The 21,086-nt window shown below is 65.2% G+C and carries 22 protein-coding genes; 14 read left to right on the top strand and 8 right to left on the bottom strand.

Annotation, left to right across the window (positions count from 1 at the left end; all coding sequences use genetic code 11):
* The first annotated feature begins 107 nt into the window (after window positions 1-107).
* The 3 genes from rpe to JL811_RS13215 are packed head-to-tail and all read left to right on the top strand — an operon-like array spanning window position 108 to window position 2,258.
* Complete coding sequence (gene rpe, locus JL811_RS13205) at window positions 108-794, top strand: ribulose-phosphate 3-epimerase (RefSeq protein ID WP_202689172.1); 687 nt, start codon at window positions 108-110, stop codon at window positions 792-794.
* The gene (gene gph, locus JL811_RS13210) at window positions 794-1,456 is read left to right on the top strand and encodes a phosphoglycolate phosphatase (RefSeq protein ID WP_202689173.1); all 663 of its coding nucleotides are present in this window, start codon (window positions 794-796) and stop codon (window positions 1,454-1,456) included. Before rpe ends, gph begins: the two co-directional genes overlap by 1 nt.
* Window positions 1,457-1,460: 4 nt before the next feature.
* Window positions 1,461-2,258 (top strand): dimethylarginine dimethylaminohydrolase family protein, encoded by a 798-nt coding sequence (locus JL811_RS13215; protein ID WP_202689174.1) that lies wholly within the window; start codon window positions 1,461-1,463, stop codon window positions 2,256-2,258.
* A 3-nt stretch (window positions 2,259-2,261) separates the two neighbouring features.
* Here JL811_RS13215 and JL811_RS13220 read toward each other — a convergent pair whose 3' ends face one another.
* Entirely contained in the window at window positions 2,262-2,684 is a 423-nt protein-coding gene (locus tag JL811_RS13220) for a hypothetical protein (RefSeq protein WP_202689175.1), read from the bottom strand.
* Between the two features lie 74 nt (window positions 2,685-2,758).
* On the opposite strand from JL811_RS13220, the gene JL811_RS13225 reads away from it, so the two are divergent.
* The 9 genes from JL811_RS13225 (at window position 2,759) to recN (ending at window position 13,702) form a co-directional block, all read left to right on the top strand.
* The gene (locus JL811_RS13225; RefSeq protein ID WP_202689298.1) at window positions 2,759-3,760 is read left to right on the top strand and encodes a hypothetical protein; all 1,002 of its coding nucleotides are present in this window, start codon (window positions 2,759-2,761) and stop codon (window positions 3,758-3,760) included.
* 65 nt (window positions 3,761-3,825) lie between these two features.
* Window positions 3,826-4,755: a UDP-N-acetylmuramate dehydrogenase gene (murB, locus tag JL811_RS13230; RefSeq protein ID WP_202689176.1), complete on the top strand. Its 930-nt coding sequence runs from the start codon at window positions 3,826-3,828 to the stop codon at window positions 4,753-4,755.
* Between the two features lie 46 nt (window positions 4,756-4,801).
* A complete protein-coding gene (locus JL811_RS13235) occupies window positions 4,802-5,725 on the top strand; it encodes a D-alanine--D-alanine ligase (RefSeq protein WP_202689177.1) in 924 nt (307 codons plus the stop codon).
* A complete protein-coding gene (locus tag JL811_RS13240; protein ID WP_202689178.1) occupies window positions 5,713-6,678 on the top strand; it encodes a cell division protein FtsQ/DivIB in 966 nt (321 codons plus the stop codon). The genes JL811_RS13235 and JL811_RS13240 overlap by 13 nt, the downstream gene beginning before the upstream one ends.
* Window positions 6,675-8,009, top strand: coding sequence for a cell division protein FtsA (gene ftsA, locus JL811_RS13245; RefSeq protein WP_202689179.1), 1,335 nt, complete (start codon window positions 6,675-6,677; stop codon window positions 8,007-8,009). The genes JL811_RS13240 and ftsA overlap by 4 nt, the downstream gene beginning before the upstream one ends.
* 181 nt (window positions 8,010-8,190) lie before the next feature.
* Complete coding sequence (ftsZ, locus tag JL811_RS13250) at window positions 8,191-9,819, top strand: cell division protein FtsZ (RefSeq protein WP_202689180.1); 1,629 nt, start codon at window positions 8,191-8,193, stop codon at window positions 9,817-9,819.
* 282 nt (window positions 9,820-10,101) lie between these two features.
* The gene (gene lpxC / locus JL811_RS13255) at window positions 10,102-11,022 is read left to right on the top strand and encodes a UDP-3-O-acyl-N-acetylglucosamine deacetylase (RefSeq protein ID WP_202689181.1); all 921 of its coding nucleotides are present in this window, start codon (window positions 10,102-10,104) and stop codon (window positions 11,020-11,022) included.
* A gap of 123 nt (window positions 11,023-11,145) precedes the next feature.
* On the top strand, window positions 11,146-11,988 hold the full coding sequence (locus tag JL811_RS13260) for an outer membrane protein assembly factor BamD (RefSeq protein ID WP_202689182.1): 843 nt from the start codon (window positions 11,146-11,148) through the stop codon (window positions 11,986-11,988).
* Between the two features lie 61 nt (window positions 11,989-12,049).
* A complete protein-coding gene (gene recN / locus JL811_RS13265; protein ID WP_202689183.1) occupies window positions 12,050-13,702 on the top strand; it encodes a DNA repair protein RecN in 1,653 nt (550 codons plus the stop codon).
* Window positions 13,703-13,745: 43 nt separating this feature from the next.
* Here the strand turns inward: recN and JL811_RS13270 are convergent, their stop codons facing one another.
* The 5 genes from JL811_RS13270 to JL811_RS13290 all read right to left on the bottom strand — a co-directional run bounded on the left by JL811_RS13270 (window position 13,746) and on the right by JL811_RS13290 (window position 17,271).
* A complete protein-coding gene (locus JL811_RS13270) occupies window positions 13,746-14,135 on the bottom strand; it encodes an SgcJ/EcaC family oxidoreductase (protein WP_202689184.1) in 390 nt (129 codons plus the stop codon).
* The gene (locus JL811_RS13275) at window positions 14,132-15,502 is read right to left on the bottom strand and encodes an FAD-binding oxidoreductase (RefSeq protein ID WP_202689185.1); all 1,371 of its coding nucleotides are present in this window, start codon (window positions 15,500-15,502) and stop codon (window positions 14,132-14,134) included. The genes JL811_RS13270 and JL811_RS13275 overlap by 4 nt, the downstream gene beginning before the upstream one ends.
* Window positions 15,503-15,557: 55 nt before the next feature.
* Window positions 15,558-16,199: a DUF1638 domain-containing protein gene (locus JL811_RS13280; protein ID WP_202689186.1), complete on the bottom strand. Its 642-nt coding sequence runs from the start codon at window positions 16,197-16,199 to the stop codon at window positions 15,558-15,560.
* Window positions 16,196-16,357 (bottom strand): hypothetical protein, encoded by a 162-nt coding sequence (locus JL811_RS13285; RefSeq protein ID WP_202689187.1) that lies wholly within the window; start codon window positions 16,355-16,357, stop codon window positions 16,196-16,198. Before JL811_RS13285 ends, JL811_RS13280 begins: the two co-directional genes overlap by 4 nt.
* A 215-nt stretch (window positions 16,358-16,572) precedes the next feature.
* On the bottom strand, window positions 16,573-17,271 hold the full coding sequence (locus JL811_RS13290) for a corrinoid protein (protein ID WP_202689188.1): 699 nt from the start codon (window positions 17,269-17,271) through the stop codon (window positions 16,573-16,575).
* Between the two features lie 154 nt (window positions 17,272-17,425).
* Between JL811_RS13290 and JL811_RS13295 the strand changes: the two genes are divergently transcribed.
* Window positions 17,426-18,535 (top strand): PA0069 family radical SAM protein, encoded by a 1,110-nt coding sequence (locus tag JL811_RS13295; protein WP_202689189.1) that lies wholly within the window; start codon window positions 17,426-17,428, stop codon window positions 18,533-18,535.
* A gap of 49 nt (window positions 18,536-18,584) precedes the next feature.
* Here JL811_RS13295 and bmt read toward each other — a convergent pair whose 3' ends face one another.
* Both bmt and JL811_RS13305 read right to left on the bottom strand, forming a co-directional pair.
* Window positions 18,585-19,601, bottom strand: a complete 1,017-nt coding sequence (gene bmt, locus JL811_RS13300) for a betaine--homocysteine S-methyltransferase (RefSeq protein WP_202689190.1) — start codon at window positions 19,599-19,601, stop codon at window positions 18,585-18,587.
* A gap of 187 nt (window positions 19,602-19,788) precedes the next feature.
* Complete coding sequence (locus JL811_RS13305; RefSeq protein ID WP_202689191.1) at window positions 19,789-20,103, bottom strand: DUF1476 domain-containing protein; 315 nt, start codon at window positions 20,101-20,103, stop codon at window positions 19,789-19,791.
* Window positions 20,104-20,326: 223 nt separating this feature from the next.
* Here JL811_RS13305 and JL811_RS13310 point away from each other — a divergent pair, with 223 nt between their 5' ends.
* A complete protein-coding gene (locus tag JL811_RS13310; RefSeq protein ID WP_202689192.1) occupies window positions 20,327-21,085 on the top strand; it encodes a phosphoribosylaminoimidazolesuccinocarboxamide synthase in 759 nt (252 codons plus the stop codon).
* Window position 21,086 lies beyond the last annotated feature (1 nt).

The raw sequence follows: 21,086 nt of genomic DNA on the forward strand, positions 1-21,086 counted from the left end.
CGGAGGCCGCGCATTGGCCTGCAATCGGGCAGGGCTGGGGGTGCTGGACGATCCCGCCTTGCCCGCCTAGAAGAGAGGCGACAGTCCCGCCGCGAAAGGCCCCGCGCATGCCCTTTGACCGTTCCATCAAGATCGCCCCCTCGATCCTGTCCGCCGATTTCGCCGATTTCGGGCGTGAGATTCAGGCAATCGAGGCCGAGGGTGCCGATTGGGTGCATATTGACGTTATGGATGGGCATTTCGTGCCGAATATCACCTTTGGTCCGCCTGCCGTCGCCGCCTTCCGGCGGCATGTGAAAACGGTGATGGATGTGCATGTGATGATCGCGCCGGTGGACCCGTTCATCGACGCGTTCGCAAAGGCCGGAACCGATATCCTGACCGCGCATGTCGAGGCGGGACCGCATATCCACCGCACGTTGCAGGCAATCCGGGGGGCGGGGATGAAGGCGGGTGTCGCGCTGAATCCCGGCACCCCGGCGCAAAGCGTGGCGCATCTGCTGGACCTGACCGATCTGGTCTGCGTGATGACCGTAAACCCCGGTTTCGGCGGGCAGAAATTCATCGACATGAGCGCTAAAGTGCGCGAGTTGCGCGCGATGATCGGCGACCGTCCGGTGCATATCGAAATCGATGGCGGTATGGACCCCACGACAGCCCCCCTGATGGCGGCGGCGGGGGCCGATGTTCTGGTCGCGGGATCGGCGGTGTTCCGGGGTGGCTCGGTTGAAAACCCCGCGCCTTACGGCGAAAATATCCGCGCGATCCGTGCGGCTGCAGAGAGGGCACGCTGATGGCCGCGATCCTGTTCGATCTGGACGGCACGCTGATTGACAGCGCCCCCGATATCCATGCCGAGGCGAACCGCACCCTTGCCGCGGAACGGTTGCCGCCGCTGACCTTCGCGCAGGTCCGGGGCTTCATCGGCAAGGGCGTTCCGAACCTGATCGCGCGGCTGCTGGAGGCCTCGGGTCAGCCCTTTGAAGGCCCGCAGCATGACCGGATGGTCGCGCGCTTCACTGCCGCCTATGAAACCGCGGTGGATCTGACGGTGATCTATCCGCAGGTGGTTCCGGCGCTGACCGCGCTGCGCGCGGGTGGCCACCGTCTGGGGCTGGTCACGAACAAGCCGATCCGCCCCACCCATGCGGTGCTGGCGCATCTGGGTCTGGACAGCCTGTTCGAAACCGTCTGGGGTGGTGACAGTCTGGCCGTTCGCAAACCCGATCCAGCACCGCTGCTGGCCGGGCTGGAGGCCTTGGGTGGAGGGCCTGCAATCTATGTCGGTGACAGCGAAACCGATGCCGAAACCGCCGCCCGCGCGGGCCTGCCCTTCCTTCTGTATACCGAAGGTTACCGCAAGACCCCGGCCGAAGACCTGCCGCAGGCGGGCCGTTTTGATGATTTCCGCGACCTGCCGGGCCTTGTGGCCGGGCTGCTTGCCACGCAGGGGTAATCCGATGTCAGACCGTTCCTTCCGTTTCACCCATGCGGTCACGCGGCGCCCTTCGGCCAGTATCACGGCGGGGCTGCGGGCGGTGGATACCGGCACGCCCGATCTGGCCCTGATGCTGGCCCATCATGCCGATTACATCGCGGCGCTGAAGGAAACCGGCGCGCGGGTGGTCGAACTGGACCCGCTGGACGCCTATCCCGACAGCGTTTTCGTCGAGGATACTGCCCTTTGCCTGCCCGATGGCGCGGTCATCATGCGGCCCGGTGCGCCCTCGCGTCTGGGGGAGGCCGCCGAGATGGCCCCGCATCTGAAGGCGCTTTACGGTGAGGTCCGCTGGATCACCGGTGAGGGCAGTTTCATCGAGGGCGGCGATATCCTGACCACCGAACGCGAGATTCTTGTGGGCCGGTCTGCGCGCACCAATGCCGCCGGAATCGACGAACTGGCCCGGCTGGTCGCGCCCTGGGGCCACCGGCTGCGCGAGGTCGTGACACCGCCGGGGGTTCTGCATTTCAAGACCGACTGTTCGCTGCTGGATGCCGAAACCATCCTGTCCACACCGCGCCTTGCGGCCTCGGGCTGTTTCAGGGGCTATCGCGTGATCCTGACGGCGGAGGGCGAAGAGGCTTGCGCCAACACGATCCGGTTCAACGATCTGGTGCTGATGCCCGCCGGATTTCCGGCCACCCGCGACCGGCTGGCGGCTGAAGGTTACGCGCTGCGAGAGATCGGCAACAGCGAATGCGCGAAACTCGATGGCGGCATGTCCTGCCTGTCACTGCGCTTCACGCCCCGGCGCTGACCCTCAGAACAGGCTTTTCGCGCGTTCGGATACGAAACTTGCGCTGTGGCCGTCCTCATAGATGACGCGCATCCGCACCTGCTGTGCCGCGCCTTTCGGCACCGTGATGAACAGCGGATAGGGGCCGGCGCCGGTTTCCTTCATCGTGTTGGGGTTGGCCAGATCGCGGTGGCAGGGTTCCAGCGGCAACCGGTTCACGGGCAGATCGGAGTTGAACCCGTAGTAAACCTCCTGCACCCCGCAGCGCCATGCCAGAAGCTGGGTGAAATAGATCAGATCGTTTTCGCCCTGTTCAGTAAAGCCGAGAATGCCGGCCGCGATCTGCTGATGGATGAAGGCCGCGCCTTCGGGCGTGGTGAAATCGGTGGGCTGGGCGAGCGCGGGCAGGCCCGCACAGGCAAACAGGGCAAGGATGTTACATTTCATGGCAATGCTCCGATTTTCAAATCCGGACTGGGTGCCTATACTGGCGGCCAAATGGTAACAGGGCAGGTTTGACTATGGTGCAGGGCCGGGCGGGCAATCAAGTCTTCAACATCGTGGCGGTCGGGCAGGCCGGGCGGCTTGCCTATGAGGCGGTCCTGCTGGCGGCCAGCCTGCGCGCCTCGGACCCGGATTTCACCGGGCGGCTGTTCATCGCCGAGCCGCAGCCGGGGCCGAACTGGCAAGAGGATCCGCGCATTCCGCCCGGCCCCTTGCGCGATCTGCTGGAGGGGTTCGGGGCCGAGATCCTGCCTTTTGAAAGCCGGAATTTCGGGCAGTCCTATCCTTATGGCAACAAGATCGACTGTCTGGCCGCGCTGCCGGATGCGCCATTTCTGTTTCTGGATACCGATACGCTGGTGACCGGGGCGCTGTCGCGGGTGCCGTTTGATTTCAGGCACCCCTCCGCCTCGATGCGGCGTGAGGGCACATGGCCGATGCTGGAGCTTTACGGCCCCGGCTATGGGGCGATCTGGAAATCGCTTTATGACCGGTTCGGGTTGGATTTTGTGACCAGTCTGGACCCCGATCAACCCGATGAATACTGGCAGAAATACCTCTATTTCAACGCAGGCTGGTTCTTTCATGAAAGCCCCCGCGCCTTCGGCCAGCGATTTGCCGATTATGCGGTGTCCATCCGGGACGACCGGCCCGAACCCTTGCTGCTGCAACCGCTGGACCCCTGGCTGGATCAGGTGGCGCTGCCCTTAGTGATCCATTCCTTCGGGGGCGGGCGGCCGGGGCCGGAACTGGACGGGCTGGACGGTGATGTGACCTGCCATTGGCGGGTGCTTCCGCTGCTTTATGCCCGCGAGAATGACCGCGCGGTCGAGGTGGTGGAGCAGATCACCGCGCCCAATCCGGTGAAGAAGGTGCTGAAGGAATACTTGCCCATCAAGAAGATGATCTATCAGCGCAAGGGGGCTGCGGTGCGGGCGCTGTTCGACCGCGAGAACCTGCCCCGCCGCGAACAGATGATCCGCAACACGATCAAGCGGGAAGGGCTGTGGATGCGGTGATGCGCGCGTGTCGGCCCCCTGCGGGGCCCTTGCGGCACGCGGCCTTTCCCGGCTAGGGATCGGGCATGAAACCGCTTCCCACCCCCCGTGGCGCCCTGACGCCGGACCGACCGCTTTCCGACCTGACATGGCTGCGGGTCGGCGGGCCCGCCGACTGGCTGTTCCAGCCTGCGGATGCCGCAGATCTGGCTGCATTTCTGGCGGAACTCGACCCCGCGATACCGGTTTTTCCGCTGGGGGTCGGGTCCAATCTGATCGTGCGGGATGGCGGGTTGCGGGCGGTCGTGATCCGGCTGGGGCGGGGGTTCAATACCATCTCGGCACAGGATGGGCGCGTCGTGGCCGGGGCGGCGGCGCTGGATGCCCATGTGGCGCGCCGCGCGGCGGAGGCGGGGCTGGACCTGACCTTTCTGCGCACCATCCCGGGCACGATCGGCGGCGCGGTGCGGATGAATGCGGGCTGCTATGGTCATTACACCGCCGATTTTCTGGTCAGTGTCGAGATCATCACGCGGCAGGGCCGGATCGAGACGCTTGCCGCCTCTGATCTGGGGCTGGCCTATCGTTCGTCCTCTCTGCCCGAGGGGTCGATCATCCTTTCGGCCACTTTCCGCGCGCCGCCGGGCGACCCGGCGGACCTGGCTGCGCGGATGGCGGATCAGCTTGCCCGCCGCGACGCGACCCAGCCCGTTAAGGACCGCAGCGCAGGGTCGACCTTTCGCAATCCGGCAGGCTATTCCTCAACCGGGCGGGCCGATGACGTGCATGACATGAAGGCGTGGAAGCTGATCGACGATGCCGGAATGCGGGGTGCACGGCGCGGCGGCGCGCAGATGAGCGAGAAACATTCGAACTTTCTGATCAATGCCGGAGGGGCCAGCGCCGCCGATCTGGAAGAATTGGGCGAAGAAGTGCGAAAAAGGGTTTTCGAACAGGCCGGAATAACGCTAGAATGGGAAATCATGCGGGTCGGAGAAGGCCTGACAGAACAATAACAAGAATAATAACAAAACGGGTCCAATGAGGCCCTGAGGCAGTAAAATGGCGGCTGGTTCGAGCGGACAGCCTCCCAAAGTGGCGGTATTGATGGGCGGCCCCTCGGCAGAGCGGGAGGTCTCGCTTGTCAGCGGGCGCGAATGCGCCGAAGCCCTGCGGGTGGCCGGATATCATGTCATCCCCCTTGATGCGGGGACGGATCTGCCTGCGCGGTTGCTTGAGGCCGCGCCGGATGTGATTTTCAATGCACTGCATGGCCGCTGGGGCGAAGACGGCTGCGTTCAGGGCCTGCTGGAATGGATGCGCATTCCCTATACCCATTCCGGGGTGTTGGCCTCGGCGCTGGCGATGGACAAGGAGCGCGCCAAGGCGGCCTATGTCGCGGCGGGCCTGCCGGTCGTGCCCTCGATGCTGGCCGCCCGCGATGAGGTGCGCCGCCGCCATGTCATGCCACCGCCCTATGTGGTGAAACCCTATAACGAAGGGTCCTCGGTCGGGGTCTATCTGGTGACCGACGGAACCAATGGCCCGCCGCAACTGGACGCGCAGATGCCCGCGACCGTGATGGTCGAGGCTTTCGTGCCCGGGCGGGAACTGACGGTCGCGGTTCTGGGGGATCGGGCGCTGTGCGTGACCGATATTCTGACCGATGGCTGGTATGATTATGATGCGAAATACCGTCCCGGCGGGTCGCGGCATGTTTGCCCGGCCGAATTGCCGCCCGAGATCACTGCCGCCTGCCTGGACTATGCCCTGCGCGCGCATCGCGCCCTTGGTTGCCGGGGGCTGTCGCGCACCGATTTCCGCTGGGATGAGCCGCGCGGTCTGGCGGGGCTGGTCTTGCTGGAAACCAATACCCAGCCCGGCATGACACCTACCTCGCTGGCCCCTGAACAGGCGCTGGCGCAGGGGATCGACTTTCCCGCGCTGTGCCGCTGGCTGGTGGAGGATGCATCATGCGATCGCTGAACCCGTTCCGCAAACGGCCGCCGCGGCGTGGCCCGGTCACGGGCTATGCCGATGACCTGCCGCTTGATGCGCATGGCGGGCTGAGTGCCCGTCTGCGCCGGGATCCGGCCCCCAGCCGCATGGCTTACCGGATGAACCGGCTTTGGCTGACGCCGGCCTTCCGCACGCTTTTGCGCGTTGGCATTCCGGCCTTCTGCATCGCCTTCGGGGCGGGGATCTTTCTTGCCAGCGAAACCCGGCGTGAGGCCCTGACCCAAGGCTGGGCGGACCTGCGTGACACGGTGAAGAACCGGCCCGAATTCCTTGTAACGCTGCTGTCGGTCGAAGGGGCATCCCCCGAAGTGGCCGAAACTGTGCGCGCAGCCCTTGCGCTGCCCTTGCCGCAAAGTTCCCTTGATCTGGACCTGACCGCCGCCCGGGAGCGGGTCGCCGAACTGGACGCGGTGCAGAATGTGATGCTGCGGATTCAACCCGGCGGCATCCTGCAGGCCATGGTGACGGAACGTGAGCCTGTGGTGGTCTGGCGCAGCGCGGGACAGCTGATCATGCTGGATGGCAGTGGCCATCCGGTCCGGCCAATCGCGGCCCGGGCGGAACGCGCCGACCTGCCGCTGATTGCCGGTGACGGGGCCGACCGCGCCATTCCCGAGGCGCTGCGGATCCTGACCTCGGCCGGGCCGCTGCTGCCGCGCCTGCGCGGGCTGGTGCGGGTGGGCGAACGCCGCTGGGATATCGTTCTGGACCGCGACCAGCGCATTCTGTTGCCGGTGAAAGATCCGGTCCGCGCGCTTGAACGGCTGATCGCGCTGGATATCGCGCAGGATCTGCTGGCGCGCGACCTGCTGGCGGTGGATCTGCGCCATCAGGCCCGCCCGACGCTGCAACTTGCCCCCCATTCCCTGACCGAAATGCGCCGCCTGCGTGGCATCATTCCTGTGGAGAACGCGCTGTGACCGATCTCTATGAAACCCAGCGCGCGATGCGCAACATGCGCCGCGCCGCCATCCAGCGGGGCGTGATTGCCGTGCTGGATATCGGCTCGTCCAAGGTGGCCTGCCTGATCCTGCGCTTCGACGGCGACCGCCAGTTCCGGGAGACCGACGGGGTGGGGCCGATGGCGGGACAGGCCTCGTTCCGGGTGATCGGGGCGGCCACCACGCGGTCGCGCGGGGTCCGCTTCGGCGAGATCGCGGTGATGAATGAAACCGAGCGCGCGATCCGCACCGCCGTGCAATCGGCGCAGAAGATGGCCAATGTCCGTGTCGATCACTGCATTGCCTGTTTTTCAGGGGCCGAGCCGCGCAGCTATGGCCTTGCCGGAGAATGGGAGCTTCACGACAGTGTGGTGACCGAACAGGATGTCGCGCGGGTGATGGCGGCCTGTGAGGTGCCCGATATCGGGCAGGGGCGTGATGCGCTGCATGCCCAGCCGGTCAATTTCGCGCTGGATCATCGGTCAGGGCTGGGCGATCCGCGTGGCCAGATCGGCAACCGTCTGTCCTGCGATCTGCATCTTCTGTCGGTGGATGCGACGGTCGTGCAGAACATCATCTATTGCATCAACCGCTGCGATCTGGAAATCGCGGGGCTTGCCTCATCGGCCTATGTCTCGGGAATATCCAGCCTTGTCGAGGATGAACAGGAGCTGGGTGCGGCCTGTGTCGATATGGGCGGCGGTGCCACCGGCATTTCCGTCTTCATGAAGAAACACATGATCTATGCGGATTCGGTGCGCATGGGCGGCGATCACGTCACCTCGGACATCTCCAAAGGTCTGCAGGTGCCGCTTTCGACCGCCGAACGGATCAAGACGAAATTCGGCGGTGTCCATGCGACCGGCATGGATGACCGTGAGATGATCGAGATCGGTGGCGACAGCGGCGACTGGGAAAAGGACCGCCGCCGCGTCAGCCGCACCGAACTGATCGGCATCATGCGCCCGCGGGTCGAGGAGATCCTGGAAGAGGCGCGCGCGCGCCTTGATGCGGCGGGGTTTGAACATCTGCCCAGCCAGCAGATCGTTCTGACCGGGGGCGCAAGCCAGATCCCCGGGCTGGACGGGCTGGCCGCGCGCATTCTTGGCCAGCGTGTGCGTCTGGGCCGCCCGCTGCGGGTGCAAGGCTTGCCGCAGGCCGCGACCGGGCCTGCCTTTTCTTCGGCTGTGGGGCTTTGCCTTTTTGCCGCGCATCCGCAGGACGAATGGTGGGATTTCGATATTCCCGCCGAGCGCTATCCCGCGCGTTCTCTCAGGAGGGCTTTGAAATGGTTCAAGGACAACTGGTAACCCCAATATCCTGTATCGTTGCCGAAACCCGGCGATTCCGGCGCGATCTCGCCTATATTTTGTGGCGCACAACAGTTTTTTTCGTGACCTTTCCCCGGTCTGCGGATAGAATCAGCCGAATTGGGGACAGAAAAGCGCCCCCTGAAGGCGCGCGGGACAACCATAAGCAGGCGGATGGGCAATGACACTTAATCTGATGATGACTTCGCAACGGGAAGAGTTGAAGCCGCGCATCACCGTCTTCGGGGTTGGCGGCGCGGGCGGCAATGCCGTCAACAACATGATCGACAAGCAGCTTGAGGGCGTGGAATTCGTGGTCGCGAATACCGACGCGCAGGCGCTGCAGCAAAGTCGCGCCACCTCGACCATCCAGATGGGTCTGAAGGTGACCGAAGGACTGGGCGCAGGCGCACGGCCCACGGTGGGCGCTGCCGCCGCCGAAGAAACCATCGAAGAGATCGTCGACCATCTGGCCGGCGCGCATATGTGTTTCATCACCGCCGGCATGGGTGGCGGCACCGGCACCGGGGCGGCCCCGATCATCGCGCAGGCCGCGAGGGAGTTGGGCGTTCTGACTGTTGGCGTGGTGACCAAGCCATTCCAGTTTGAAGGCGCCAAGCGGATGCGGCAGGCCGAAGAGGGTATCGAGGCCCTGCAGAAGGTTGTCGATACGCTGATCATCATCCCGAACCAGAACCTGTTCCGGCTGGCAAATGAGCGCACGACCTTCACCGAAGCCTTCGCCATGGCCGATGATGTGCTGTATCAGGGCGTCAAGGGCGTGACCGACCTGATGGTGCGTCCGGGTCTTATCAACCTCGACTTTGCCGATGTCCGCGCCGTGATGGATGAGATGGGCAAGGCCATGATGGGCACGGGTGAGGCATCGGGCGAGGATCGCGCGCAGCAGGCCGCCGAAAAGGCGATTGCCAATCCGCTGCTGGACGAGATCAGCCTGAACGGCGCCAAGGGCGTGCTGATCAACATCACCGGTGGCTATGATCTGACCCTGTTCGAACTGGACGAGGCCGCGAATATCATTCGCGAAAAGGTCGATCAGGACGCCAATATCATCGTGGGTTCGACGCTGGACCCGTCGATGGAAGGCGCGTTGCGCGTGTCCGTTGTTGCGACCGGCATCGACGCCTCGGCGGCGAACCGCGCCGAAACACCGGTTGCGCGCCGGTCCATGGCCGCACCGCTGCCCGCGCAGTTTTCGGCGCCCGAGCCCGAGGCCGAGCCGGTTGCCGCCGCGCGCCCGATGGCGCTGAAGGTGACATCTGCTGCACCCGCTCCGGCCGCTGCATCGCAGGCGTCAGCCGAGGCCCCGGGCCTGTTTGATCGGGTGGAGCGCGGCACGCCTGCCGCCTTTCACCATGATGACGAGCCAGTGATGGATGAGGCCGTGGACGATCTGCCACCGCCCGCCTATCGCCCGCAGCCCGCTGCGGCCCCGGCGGCCCGTTCGGCCATCGACGCCGATGCGGCGGAATTCGTGGCACCGCGCCCGCGTCCGGCCGGCACGCCTTCGCCCGAGGCGCTGGCCCGGTTGCAGGCCGCTGTCGGCAAGGCCCCGGCGCAACGTCCTGCTGCCCCGGCTCCGGCCACGCAACAGGCTGTCGAGCCGCCGCGCCCGCGTTTCGGGATCGGATCGCTGATCAACCGGATGGCCGGAACCGGTGAGGCGGCCGAGCGTCCCGCCGCGCCGCGCCAGCAACCGCCGGTGACCGGATATGACGAGGAAGGCGATGCCAATGCCGATCAGCAGCGCATCGAAATCCCTGCTTTCCTGCGTCGTCAGGCCAACTGACACAGCGTGATGATCATTTGTGAAAAGGCCCGCCCAGGCGGGCCTTTTTCGTTTTAAATCAGTAGTTTAATCTGCTGACATTCCATTGTTACAGACGGTCATAAAGAGTGAGTTGTCCCTGTGTCCCTGATTGCTTAGCTAGTCCTGTGTGAAGAACGGGTTAACGGCTCTGCGGCGGCGATCTCTGCCCATTGTGGCCAGCCCTTGTAACAATTGTCAGTGCGGCCCGATGGAAAGATCCACAGCGAAGGCCGGGACAGTCACGCAATTCGGGGGATACCCTTGCAGAATACGTTGAAATCCACTGCGACCTTTACGGGCATCGGCCTTCATTCCGGTCAGCCCGTGCGCATGTCGGTTCATCCGGCCTCGGCGGATTACGGCATCTGGTTCCGCCGCACCGATGTGACGACCGGCGATGCGCTGATCCCGGCGCGTTGGGATGCTGTGGTCTCGGCCCGGCTGTGCACGCTGATCGCCAATGATGCGGGTCAGACCGTCTCGACCATTGAACATGTGATGGCCGCCCTTGCAGGCTGCGGCATCCACAACGCTTTGATAGAGATTGACGGACCGGAAGTGCCCATTCTTGACGGATCCTCGCGCCCCTTCGTGCAGGCTTTCCTTGCGCGCGGTGTTGTGCCGCAATCCGCCCCCGTGCGTGCGATCCGCGTGCTGGAACCGGTCGAGATCCGGGAAGGAGAGGCGCTGGTCCGGCTGGAGCCGGCGGATATGCTGGAAATCGATTTCCGCATCCAGTTCGAGGATGCCGCGATCGGCAGCCAGACCAAGCGGCTGAACATGTCGAACGGCGCCTTTGTGCGCGAACTTTGCGACAGCCGCACCTTCTGCCGTCAGGCCGATGTCGATGCGATGCGCGCCAATGGGCTGGCCCTTGGTGGCAATCTGGACAATGCCGTGGTGTTTGAGGGCGCGCGCGTCCTGTCGCCCGGCGGTCTGCGCCATCAGGATGAACCCGTGCGCCACAAGATGCTGGACGCGCTTGGCGATCTGGCGCTGGCCGGTGGGCCGATCCTCGGGCGCTACACCGGGGTGCGGGCGGGTCATGCGATGACCAACCGCCTGCTGCGCAAGCTGTTTGCGACCGATGGGGCTTGGCGCTTCATTGATTGCACCGCCCCCACCGGGGGAAAACTGCCGGGAATGGGCGTTTTGCGTTCCGACATCCCGGTTCATTGCTGAGCTTCGTCAAAAGCAGCAAAGGCGTTTTGCGCCCCGGATTTTTCTGTGCTAGGACAGGGCAAACCGGGCCGGTTGCGGGCAATTTCCGCGGCTGGAAAGTGCAGGAAATGGGGTAGGCGGAACATGGCAGTCGGAAAGGCAGGCGCGGGGTTCCTGGCGGCGGCGCTGTTGATGACGACCCTCACGGGCTGTGGAACCAGTACAAACGATCCGGTTCCGCTGGAAACCATGACGGCAGAGCAGATCTTTGCCCGGGGTGAACGCGCGCTGGAATCCCAGCCCGAACCCGATGATGCGATTCGTCTCTTCTCAGAGGTCGAGCGGCTTTACCCCTATTCGGAATGGGCAAAGCGCGCGCTGATCATGCAGGCCTTCAGTGAACATAAGGGTGAGAAATACGAAGAGGCCCGCGCCACGGCGCAGCGCTTCATCGACCTCTATCCGGCGGATGAGGATGCGGCCTATGCCAAATACCTGCTGGCCCTCAGCTATTACGACCAGATTGATGAGGTGGGCCGCGATCAGGGCCTGACCTTCCAGGCGCTGCAGGCGATGCGCGCGGTGATCGAGGAATATCCCGACAGCGAATATGCCTCCTCCGCGATGCTGAAATTCGAGCTGGCCTTCGATCACCTTGCAGGCAAGGAGATGGAGATCGGGCGCTACTACCTGAAGCGGGGCCAGCATACGGCGGCAATCAACCGGTTCCGGGTCGTGGTGCAGGATTTCCAGAACACCACCCATACCGCTGAGGCGCTGCACCGGCTGGTCGAGGCTTATCTGATTCTGGGCCTGACGGATGAGGCGCAGACGGCGGGCGCGATTCTGGGTCACAACTACCAGTCCAGTCCCTTCTATGATGACAGCCACCGACTTCTGACCGGGCGTGGTCTGTCGATGGAGGCGCAGGGCGACAGCTGGCTCAGCCGGGTCTACCGGCAGGTGATCCGGGGCGAGTGGCTCTGACCCTTCATGACCTTCGTGACCGGCAAGCCATTGGCAGCGCAGCCCATGGCGGGGATCTGAGATGCTTCGCAGCCTTGAAATCCGCGATCTGCTGATTATCGACCGGCTGGAACTCGCCTTTCAGCCGGGTCTGAATGTTCTGACCGGGGAAACCGGGGCGGGCAAGTCGATCCTGCTGGATGCGCTTGGCTTCGTTCTGGGCTGGCGTGGACGCGCCGAACTGGTGCGCAGCGGAGCCGATCAGGGTGAGGTGACAGCGGTTTTCGATCTGGGGGCGGACCATCCTGCCCATGCGGTGCTGGAAGGGGCGGGTCTGCCCTCGGGGCCGGAACTGATTCTACGGCGGCTGAATTTTGCGGATGGGCGCAAGACCGCATGGATCAATGACCGCCGCGCCAGTGGTGAGGTGCTGCGCACCCTGTCCGAAACGCTGGTGGAACTGCATGGCCAGCATGACGACCGGGGCCTTCTGAATCCGCGCGGCCACCGGCAGATGCTGGATGCCTTTGCCGGGGTCGATACCGGTTCCGCCCGGGCGGCCTGGACCCGCATGGCGCGCGCGCGCAAGGCCGAGACCGAGGCCCGCGCCGCCCTTGCGGCGATGCAGGCCGAAGAGGATTTTCTGCGCCACGCGGTGGCGGAGCTTGACAGCCTTGCCCCCGAACCGGGTGAGGAGGCGCGCCTTGATATCAGCCGCCGCACGATGCAGGGCGCGGCCCGGATCCGGGAGGATATCGCCCGGGCGCATCAGGCCCTGTCCGATCAGGCCGCCGAAGGGATGCTGCGCGATGCGACGCGCTGGCTTGAAGGGGCGGCGGGCAAGGGATCGGAAACTGCCGAGGCCCGGCTTGACTCTGCCCTTGCTGCGCTGGAACGCGCGACGCTGGAACTGGGTGAGGCGCAGGGTGAGGTCGAGGCCTGCCTTGCCGCGCTGGATTTCGACCCGCAGGAACTGGAACGCATCGAGGAGCGGCTGTTCGCGATCCGGGCGCTGGCGCGCAAACATGGCGTGCTGCCCGATGATCTGGGCGGCTTTGCCGATGATCTGCGCGCCCGTCTGGCCAGCCTTGACGGCGGGGCCGCGAACCTTGCTGCGCTGGAGGCCGAAATGCAGGCGGCCTCGACAGATTATGCCAAAGCCGCCGCCGCGCTGACCGCTGCGCGCATGAAGGCCGCCCGCGCGCTGGATACCGCCATGGCCGCCGAACTGGCGCCCCTGAAGATGGAGCGCGCGCTGTTCGAGACGCTGGTGGAACCCGGTGAGGCCGGGCCGGATGGCGTGGATGCGGTGTCCTTCACCGTTGCGACCAATCCGGGCGCGCCTTCGGGGCCGCTGAACCGCATCGCGTCAGGCGGGGAGTTGTCGCGTTTCCTGCTGGCGCTGAAGGTCTGCCTGACCGGGGGCACGCCGGGCCTCACGCTGATCTTCGATGAGATTGACCGCGGTGTGGGCGGGGCAACCGCCGATGCGGTGGGGCGGCGGCTGGCGGCGCTGGCGGCGGGGGCGCAGGTGCTGGTCGTCACCCACAGCCCGCAGGTCGCGGCTCTTGGCGCGCATCACTGGCGGGTGGAAAAGCGCGTCGATGCGGGCATGACCACCTCGCGCGTGGTGGCCCTGAGCGCGACCGAGCGGGTTGAGGAAATCGCGCGGATGCTGGCGGGTGACACGATCACCCCGGCGGCGCGTGAGGCCGCGCGGGCGCTCCTGGTCTGAGCGGGGGCTGCTGGTCTGAACCGGGGCTGGCCTGAACGGGCCCTTACCCCTCGGTCGCGGTGAATTGCAGTGTGATCGCCTGCCAGCCCTCGGGTCCCTGCACCAGTGTCGCGACCATCAAGGCGCCGATCCGGCCCAGATCATGCCCTTCGGCATCGACCAGCCCCGACAGAACGAAGCGCTGCACCAGCACCGCCGCCCCATCCCCCAGCGGGCGCAGCCGGGTCTTGCCGGTGACCAGCCTTGACTGACTGAACGTGCCCGACAGTTCGGCCGCGAACAGGGCCTTGATCTCGGCGCGCCCTTCGGCATGGGCGCCGGTCAGGCTCAGAAAATCGCCATCAGCGGCAATCAGGGCGGCCAGTGCCTCGGTGTCGCGGGCACCCCAGGCGACGGCAAAGGCGCGGAGAAATGTGGCGGGATCAGTCATCATGGGCGCAGCATCTTGCCGGGATTCATCAGATTGGCCGGGTCCAGCGCCTGTTTGATCTGGCGCATCACATCCCAGGCCAGCCCGTGTTCCGCCTCCATCAGCCCGATCTTGCCCGAGCCCACACCATGTTCGCCGGTGATCGTGCCACCCAGCCGCAGGGCGCGTTCTGCCATCCGGTTGGCCAGCGCCTTCGCCTCGGCCTGTTCGGCGGGGTTGGCCGGATCGATCAGCAGGACGGAATGGAAATTGCCATCGCCGACATGACCCAGGATCGGGCCGGGAATGGAGCCCCGGGCGATATCCTCATGGGTTTCGGCCACCGCCTCGGCCAGCCGAGAGATGGGAACGCAGACATCGGTGACCATCGCCGTCGCGCCGGGGCGTGAGGCCAGGATCGCCTGAAAGGCCTGATGCCGCATCCGCCAAAGCCGGGCGCGGTCTTCGGCGGCGCGCGCCCATTGAAAGCCGGAACTGCCGAATTCGCCTGCCAGTTCACCATAGCGTTCGGCCTGTTCCTGCACGCCGGACGGGGAGCCGTGGAATTCGACCAGCAGATGCGGGGCGGCGGGCAGGTCCATCCCCGCCCATGCCGCGCAGGCGGCGACCGAGGCTGTGTCCAGAAATTCGATCCGCGCCATGGGAATGCCGCTCTGGATCGTGGCGATCACGCAATCGACCGCATCGGACAGCGTGGGAAAGGCGCAGACTGCGGCCGAAACCGCCTCGGGCTGGCCCTGCAGGCGCAGCGTCACTTCGGTGACAAGGCCCAAAGTGCCCTCGGACCCGACCATCAGCGCCGTCAGGTCATATCCGGCCGAGGTTTTCGGGGCTGAGGTGCCGGTGCGGATCACGCGGCCATCGGCCAGAACCACCTCCAACCCCAGCACATTGTCGCGCATCGTGCCGTATCGCACGGCGGTCGTGCCCGAGGCCCGGGTCATCGCCATGCCACCCAGTGTGGCATTGGCGCCGGGATCAACCGGAAAGAACAGGCCCGTCGCGCGCAACTCCTCATTCAGGCGCTCGCGTGTGATGCCGGGCTGCACGACGCAGAGCATATCCTCGGGGTAAACCGCCAGAACGGCATCCATTTGCGTGAAATCCACCGTGACCCCGCCCCGGACCGCCAGCGCATGCCCTTCCAGCGAGGTGCCCGCGCCCCAGCCCACCATCGGCACGCCGTTGCGCGCGCAGATCTGCGCTATCCGGACGACTTCCTCGGTCGTCTGCGGATAGACCACCGCATCGGGCCGCCCGCTTGCGGCCAGCGTTTCGGACTGGCCGTGCTGCGCCAGAATCGCGGGCGCACGGCTGACGCGCCCGGCGAAAATCGGGCCGAGTTCGGCCATCGCATTGTCGATCTGCATGGGATCCTCCGGAACTGGCGCGCAGCTTAGGCCAGCGGCAGGAGGAGGGAAAGGGTCAGGGCGCCAGCCGCGCCAGTGCTGGCGACAGATCGCCATAGCCGGTAAAACGGCGTTCATAATCCAGCCCCAGCCGGGCCGCACAGTCCCGCGCCTTGGCCTCCAGCGTCGGATCCTCGGTCTGGGCCTGATAGACCAGTTTGGTGTAATTGCCGAAATACATGTCCCGCAATTCGGGGTGACGGTCCAGACCCATGGGTTTCCAGACGAAAGCGTCAAATTGCCGGACCAGAAAATCGGTCAGGTAGAAGGCGGTGAATTCCTCGTCCGCCTTGGCGGCGAAGGCGGCATTTCCTTCGAAAAACGAATAACAATGCGGGCCTTCGACCATCTCGACGCCCAGTTCCTTGCACTTTTCGGACAATAGCCCGCCGGTCCCGCAATCAGCATAGACGATGAAGATCCGCTGATAATCCGCGCGGTGTTCCGCGACTGATTTTTCCACCGCTGCCGGAATGCGGTCAGGCCAGAGATGCAGGTTTGCGGGCAGGCATTGCAGGTCCAGATGGTCCCAGCCATTCATCCGCTTCAGGGCAAGGATCTCATGCGCCAGCGCCCCGCAGGCGATCAGCAGCACACGGCCCCGGCCCTCGGGGGCAAGGCCCTGTTCGGTCAGTTCGTGATCGGCGGGCAGGCTCATTTGCGCCGGTCCAGCCAGATCCGCACCCCCAGGGCCGCCAGTGCCGCCAGCAGGCCAAGCAGGGCGAAGGGCAGGCCCAGCCATTGCGCCGCCGCCACCGTCGCCGCAGCCGCGACGATCACGATCAGCAGAAGTGAGACGAAGGCGCGGGGCGGCATGGGATCTCCGGTTCCGGATCAAGGGGCAGCTCGGCGGCGTGAAAGTGCCAGGACGGGCCTTGCCGTATCATCGCTGCGGCCTTTCCGGCGCAGGATGGCACGGCCCGCAATTGCACTGGCCCCGCGCAGCGCCGGGGCCATGATCCCTTGTCAGGGGCGCAGGGTCAAGGCCCGGCGCCTGATGCGCTGCCCCGCGCGTCGCGCAGGGAAGCGGATCAGAGCGCTGCGGCCTGATTGTGCTTGCGCGCAACGAATTGCTTGGCGGTTTCGACCGCCACAGCGGCATCGCGGCAATAGGCATCCGCCCCGATCGCGCGGCCGAATTCCTCATTCAGGGGGGCACCGCCGACCAGCACGATATAGTCGTCGCGCATGCCCTTTTCCTTCATCGTGTCGATCACGACCTTCATATAGGGCATGGTCGTGGTCAGCAGCGCCGACATGCCGAGGATATCGGGCTTTTCGGCTTCCAGCGCCTCAAGATACTTCTCGACCGAGTTGTTGATGCCCAGATCGCGCACCTCGAAACCGGCGCCTTCCATCATCATCGCGACAAGGTTCTTGCCGATGTCATGGATGTCGCCCTTGACCGTGCCGATCACCATCTTGCCCATGCGCGGCGCACCGGTCTCGATCAGCAAGGGCTTCAGGATGGCCATGCCACCCTTCATCGCATTGGCGGCCAGCAGCACCTCGGGGACGAACAGGATCCCGTCGCGGAAATCGGCGCCGACGATGGTCATGCCCGCGACCAGTGCCTTGGTCAGCACGTCATAGGGTGTCCAGCCACGCTCGATGAGGATGTTCACAGCCTCCTCGATTTCCTCCTTCAACCCGTCATAGAGGTCGTCATGCATCTGCAGCACGAGTTCGTCGTCGCTGAGGTCGGAAAGAATGATGTCGTCATCAGCCATGGCGGGCTCCTGCGGGAAGATACAAGGGTTCATTGGGGCCAAAGCCGCAAGGGCACTTTTCGGATTGCGACATTGGCAGGGTGAAAGCCGACAGTGCCCTGTCGGAGGCGGCGAATTGCTGGTAAATGTTCTTGTTGTGTTCTATTCTGGCGGCATGAGTCGCAACACCCCCAGGGATAAACCCGCAAAGGCGACCCTTCCGGCCGGGTTGCGGCTGCGGGCGCGTGGTGCGGCCAGCAATGCGGCGGGCCGGTTTGAGCCCGCGCAGCGCGAGGCCGTTGCCGATGGCTGGGACCTGCCCGGGGACGACCATCTGCTGCGCACCGAGACGCGGGTTGAGGTGCCGCGCTCGGCGCTGGCCTGGAATGCCTCGCCCGATCTGCCTTTCGACCGTTCGATAAATCCTTACCGGGGGTGCGAACATGGCTGCGTCTATTGCTATGCGCGGCCCAGCCATGCCTGGCTGAACCTGTCGCCGGGGCTGGATTTCGAGACGCGGCTGATTGCGCGGCCCGGGATCGGTGCCGTGTTGTCGCGGGAATTGCGCGCGCCGGGCTATCGCCCGGCCCCGATTGCCATCGGCACCAATACCGACCCCTATCAGCCGGTCGAGGCCAGCCACCGCGTCACGCGTGAGGTGATGGAGGTGCTGCGTGATTTCAACCATCCGGTTGCAGTGACGACGCGGGGCGTGTTGGTGGAACGCGATGCCGATATCCTTGGCCCGATGGGGCAGGCGGGGCTGGCACGGGTCGGGATTTCGATCACGACGCTGGACGCCGGATTGGCCCGGCGAATGGAGCCGCGCGCGCCCAGTCCCGACCGCCGCCTGCAGATGATCCGGCATCTGACCGTTGCGGGGTGTCCGGTGCGGGTCATGGTCGCCCCCGTCATTCCGGGCCTGACCGATGACGGGCTGGAAGAGGTGATGGAGGCCGCGCGTGATGCGGGTGCGGTGGCGGCAAGCTGGATCCTGCTGCGACTGCCCGGTGAGGTGGAGGGCCTGTTCCGTGACTGGCTGGCCGCCCATGCGCCCGGACGGGCGGCGAAGGTGCTGGCAAGGCTGGCGGAACTGCATCGGGGAAAGACCTATGATCCGGGGTTCGGGCGGCGGATGCGGGGGCAGGGGGTGTGGTCCGACTTGATCGGTCGGCGCTTTGATCTGGCCCGGCAGCGGCTGGGACTGGCGCTTTCGCAACCGCCGCTGCGTTGTGACCTGTTCGCGCCGGCGCCCCGGGCCGGGGATCAGCTTGCGCTGTTCTGACCGGCGCGGGGCGTGGCGGTTGTTTCCTGTGTCCGGTGAAGGCGCGGGATCAGCCGCGCCGACCGCCACGCCGTTCGCGCCGGGCCGGGCCGCTGTCATCCCCGGTGCCGTCCGAGGCCGAGGAAAAGCCGCCAAGCGCATCCGAGATCGTCTCAAGGGACGGACGCGGACCCTTGGGGCGGCTTTCCAGCGCCTCGCGCATCGCGCGCAGATGCTCGGGCATGGTGCCACAGCAGCCGCCGATCAGCCGCACACCGGCATCGCGGGCCAGCACGGCATATTCGCCCATCAGTTCGGGCGTGCCGTCATAATGGATATGGCCGTCATGGTATTTCGGGATACCGGCATTGCCCTTGGCGATGATGGGCCGTTCACTGCCCGCCGCGACAAAGCCGAGAACCGTGCGCAACAGATCCGAGGCGCCCACGCCGCAATTCGCTCCGAAGGCCAGCGGCGGATTGGGCAGTTTCTCGACCAGTTCGGCCATCCCCGCCGAGGTCGTGCCCATCATCGTGCGCCCGGCGGTGTCAAAGCTCATCGTGCCGCACCACGGCATTCCGGCAAGCCGTGCCGCCTCGGCCGCCGCGCGATACTCCTCGGGGGCCGAGATTGTCTCGATCCACAGCACATCCGCGCCGCCCGCCTTCAGCCCTTCGGCCTGTTCATGGAACATTTCCACCGCACTTGCATGGGTCAGCGTTCCCATCGGCTCAAAAATATCGCCGGTCGGGCCGACCGAGCCTGCGACGATGACGGGACGACCCGCCTTGTCGGCGATCTCACGTCCAAGGCTGGCTGCGGCCTCATTCAGTTCACGCACGCGTCCCTGCGCCTGATGCAGTTTCAGGCGGCTGGCATTGCCACCAAAACTGTTGGTCAGGAACAGGTCAGACCCCGCCTCGACCGCACCCCGGTACAGGGCGCGGATATTGTCGGGTTTTTCGATGTTCCAGAATTCCGGCGGATCGCCCGAGCCGAGGCCCATGTTGAAAAGATTGGTGCCCGTTGCGCCGTCCAGCAGGATCCAGTCCCGCTCTGCCAGCATCCGGCTCAATGCATCCGTCATGTCAAACCTCACAGAACAATGGCCCGCCAAAAGGGCAGGCCGACCTTTGCCCCGATGTGCCATGCCCGGCCCCCGGAGGCAAATTCATAATCTTCAAGATATACATGCGGCCGGCACATGTCAGCGCCGCGCCGCCGTGCTGTGCGGGTCCGGCGCGGGGCAAAGCCGCAGCCGGCGCCCGCCGGGGTCAGAGTTCCGACATAAGCTGTGCCTTGGCGACCGGCATCAGCGCGATCAGTTTCGCGCGGATCTCGTCGGCATTGGCATGGTGGCCCAGATCGGCGGCAACCTTGCGCACCACATCCTCGCTGCCGGCTTCCTCGAAATCGGCCTGCACGACGCTCATCGCGTATTCCTGCGCGGCATCGCCGGTCTTGCCCATAAGCTCGGCCGCCCAGAGACCCAGCAGTTTGTTGCGCCGCGCCTCGGCACGGAACTGCATGTCGGCGTCATGGGCGAATTTCGACTCGAACGCCTTTTCGCGGTCGTCAAACGTGTTCATGGCATGGCCTCGTTTCGGTTGCTCGGATCTGATATGCCCTTGGCGGGCGCCCGCTGCAAGGGTCTGGCCGCGTTTGCGGCCTTGTCCCCCCGTCCTGTCCTCACCGTCAGGTCAAGCCTCCGCTTGCGACGCATCGCGCCATGGCATATAGCGCGGGGAAGGGAAACAGGGTGGCCTTGCGCCGCCCCCAATCGTATTGATCTGGCTCTGGTCTGGGGACTTCATGGCGCGTCGCAAGAAAGTTTATGAGGGCAAGGCCAAGATCCTGTATGAAGGGCCTGAACCCGGAACCCTGATCCAGTATTTCAAGGATGACGCCACACCCGCCGCAACCACCGTTCCGATGGTTGAAGGCAAGGGCGTGCTGAACAACCGGCTGTCGGAATTCTTCATGGCAGGCCTGAATTCGGTCGGTGTGCCGACCCATTTCATCCGCCGCCTGAACATGCGCGAACAACTGGTGCGCATGGCCGAGATCATGCCGCTGGAGATTGTCGTGCGCAATTTCGCCGCTGACGATATCTCAACCCGGCTGGGCATCCCCGAGGGCACGCCGCTTCCGCGCCCGATCGTCGAGTATTACTTCAAGGATGAAAAGCTGGGCACGCCGCTGGTGGCCGAGGAACACATCCTCGCCTTCGGCTGGGGCAACCAGCAGGATCTGGATGACATTGTGGCGCTGGCGCTGCGGGTGAATGACTTCCTGTCCGGCGTCATGCTGGGCGTGGGCATCCGGCTGGCCGATTTCCGTCTGGAAGTGGGCCGCGTCTGGGAGGGCGATTTCATGCGGCTGATCGTCGCCGATGAGATCAGCCCGGACAGCTGCCGCCTGTGGGACATGCGCGGGTTGGAAACCCCCGACCGCGAAGGCGTGATGCGCGAGCCCGCGCCCTTGCCCGATGTCTATACTGAACTGGCCCGGCGTCTGGGGGTTCTGCCCTCGAACGTCACCCATACGCCCAAGCCCACGCTGATCAACTGAC

Source organism: Szabonella alba (assembly GCF_016765775.1).
In the GTDB taxonomy this organism is placed as follows: domain Bacteria; phylum Pseudomonadota; class Alphaproteobacteria; order Rhodobacterales; family Rhodobacteraceae; genus Szabonella; species Szabonella alba.

Bases quoted from the DNA above. Each gene is read 5' to 3' on its own strand.
- rpe (WP_202689172.1), top strand. From the start codon at position 108: ATGCCCTTTGACCGTTCCATCAAGATCGCCCCCTCGATCCTGTCCGCC.
- gph (WP_202689173.1), top strand. From the start codon at position 794: ATGGCCGCGATCCTGTTCGATCTGGACGGCACGCTGATTGACAGCGCC.
- JL811_RS13215 (WP_202689174.1), top strand. From the start codon at position 1,461: ATGTCAGACCGTTCCTTCCGTTTCACCCATGCGGTCACGCGGCGCCCT.
- JL811_RS13220 (WP_202689175.1), bottom strand. From the start codon at position 2,684: ATGAAATGTAACATCCTTGCCCTGTTTGCCTGTGCGGGCCTGCCCGCG.
- JL811_RS13225 (WP_202689298.1), top strand. From the start codon at position 2,759: ATGGTGCAGGGCCGGGCGGGCAATCAAGTCTTCAACATCGTGGCGGTC.
- murB (WP_202689176.1), top strand. From the start codon at position 3,826: ATGAAACCGCTTCCCACCCCCCGTGGCGCCCTGACGCCGGACCGACCG.
- JL811_RS13235 (WP_202689177.1), top strand. From the start codon at position 4,802: ATGGCGGCTGGTTCGAGCGGACAGCCTCCCAAAGTGGCGGTATTGATG.
- JL811_RS13240 (WP_202689178.1), top strand. From the start codon at position 5,713: ATGCGATCGCTGAACCCGTTCCGCAAACGGCCGCCGCGGCGTGGCCCG.
- ftsZ (WP_202689180.1), top strand. From the start codon at position 8,191: ATGACACTTAATCTGATGATGACTTCGCAACGGGAAGAGTTGAAGCCG.
- JL811_RS13260 (WP_202689182.1), top strand. From the start codon at position 11,146: ATGGCAGTCGGAAAGGCAGGCGCGGGGTTCCTGGCGGCGGCGCTGTTG.
- recN (WP_202689183.1), top strand. From the start codon at position 12,050: ATGCTTCGCAGCCTTGAAATCCGCGATCTGCTGATTATCGACCGGCTG.
- JL811_RS13270 (WP_202689184.1), bottom strand. From the start codon at position 14,135: ATGATGACTGATCCCGCCACATTTCTCCGCGCCTTTGCCGTCGCCTGG.
- JL811_RS13275 (WP_202689185.1), bottom strand. From the start codon at position 15,502: ATGCAGATCGACAATGCGATGGCCGAACTCGGCCCGATTTTCGCCGGG.
- JL811_RS13280 (WP_202689186.1), bottom strand. From the start codon at position 16,199: ATGAGCCTGCCCGCCGATCACGAACTGACCGAACAGGGCCTTGCCCCC.
- JL811_RS13285 (WP_202689187.1), bottom strand. From the start codon at position 16,357: ATGCCGCCCCGCGCCTTCGTCTCACTTCTGCTGATCGTGATCGTCGCG.
- JL811_RS13290 (WP_202689188.1), bottom strand. From the start codon at position 17,271: ATGGCTGATGACGACATCATTCTTTCCGACCTCAGCGACGACGAACTC.
- JL811_RS13295 (WP_202689189.1), top strand. From the start codon at position 17,426: ATGAGTCGCAACACCCCCAGGGATAAACCCGCAAAGGCGACCCTTCCG.
- bmt (WP_202689190.1), bottom strand. From the start codon at position 19,601: ATGACGGATGCATTGAGCCGGATGCTGGCAGAGCGGGACTGGATCCTG.
- JL811_RS13305 (WP_202689191.1), bottom strand. From the start codon at position 20,103: ATGAACACGTTTGACGACCGCGAAAAGGCGTTCGAGTCGAAATTCGCC.
- JL811_RS13310 (WP_202689192.1), top strand. From the start codon at position 20,327: ATGGCGCGTCGCAAGAAAGTTTATGAGGGCAAGGCCAAGATCCTGTAT.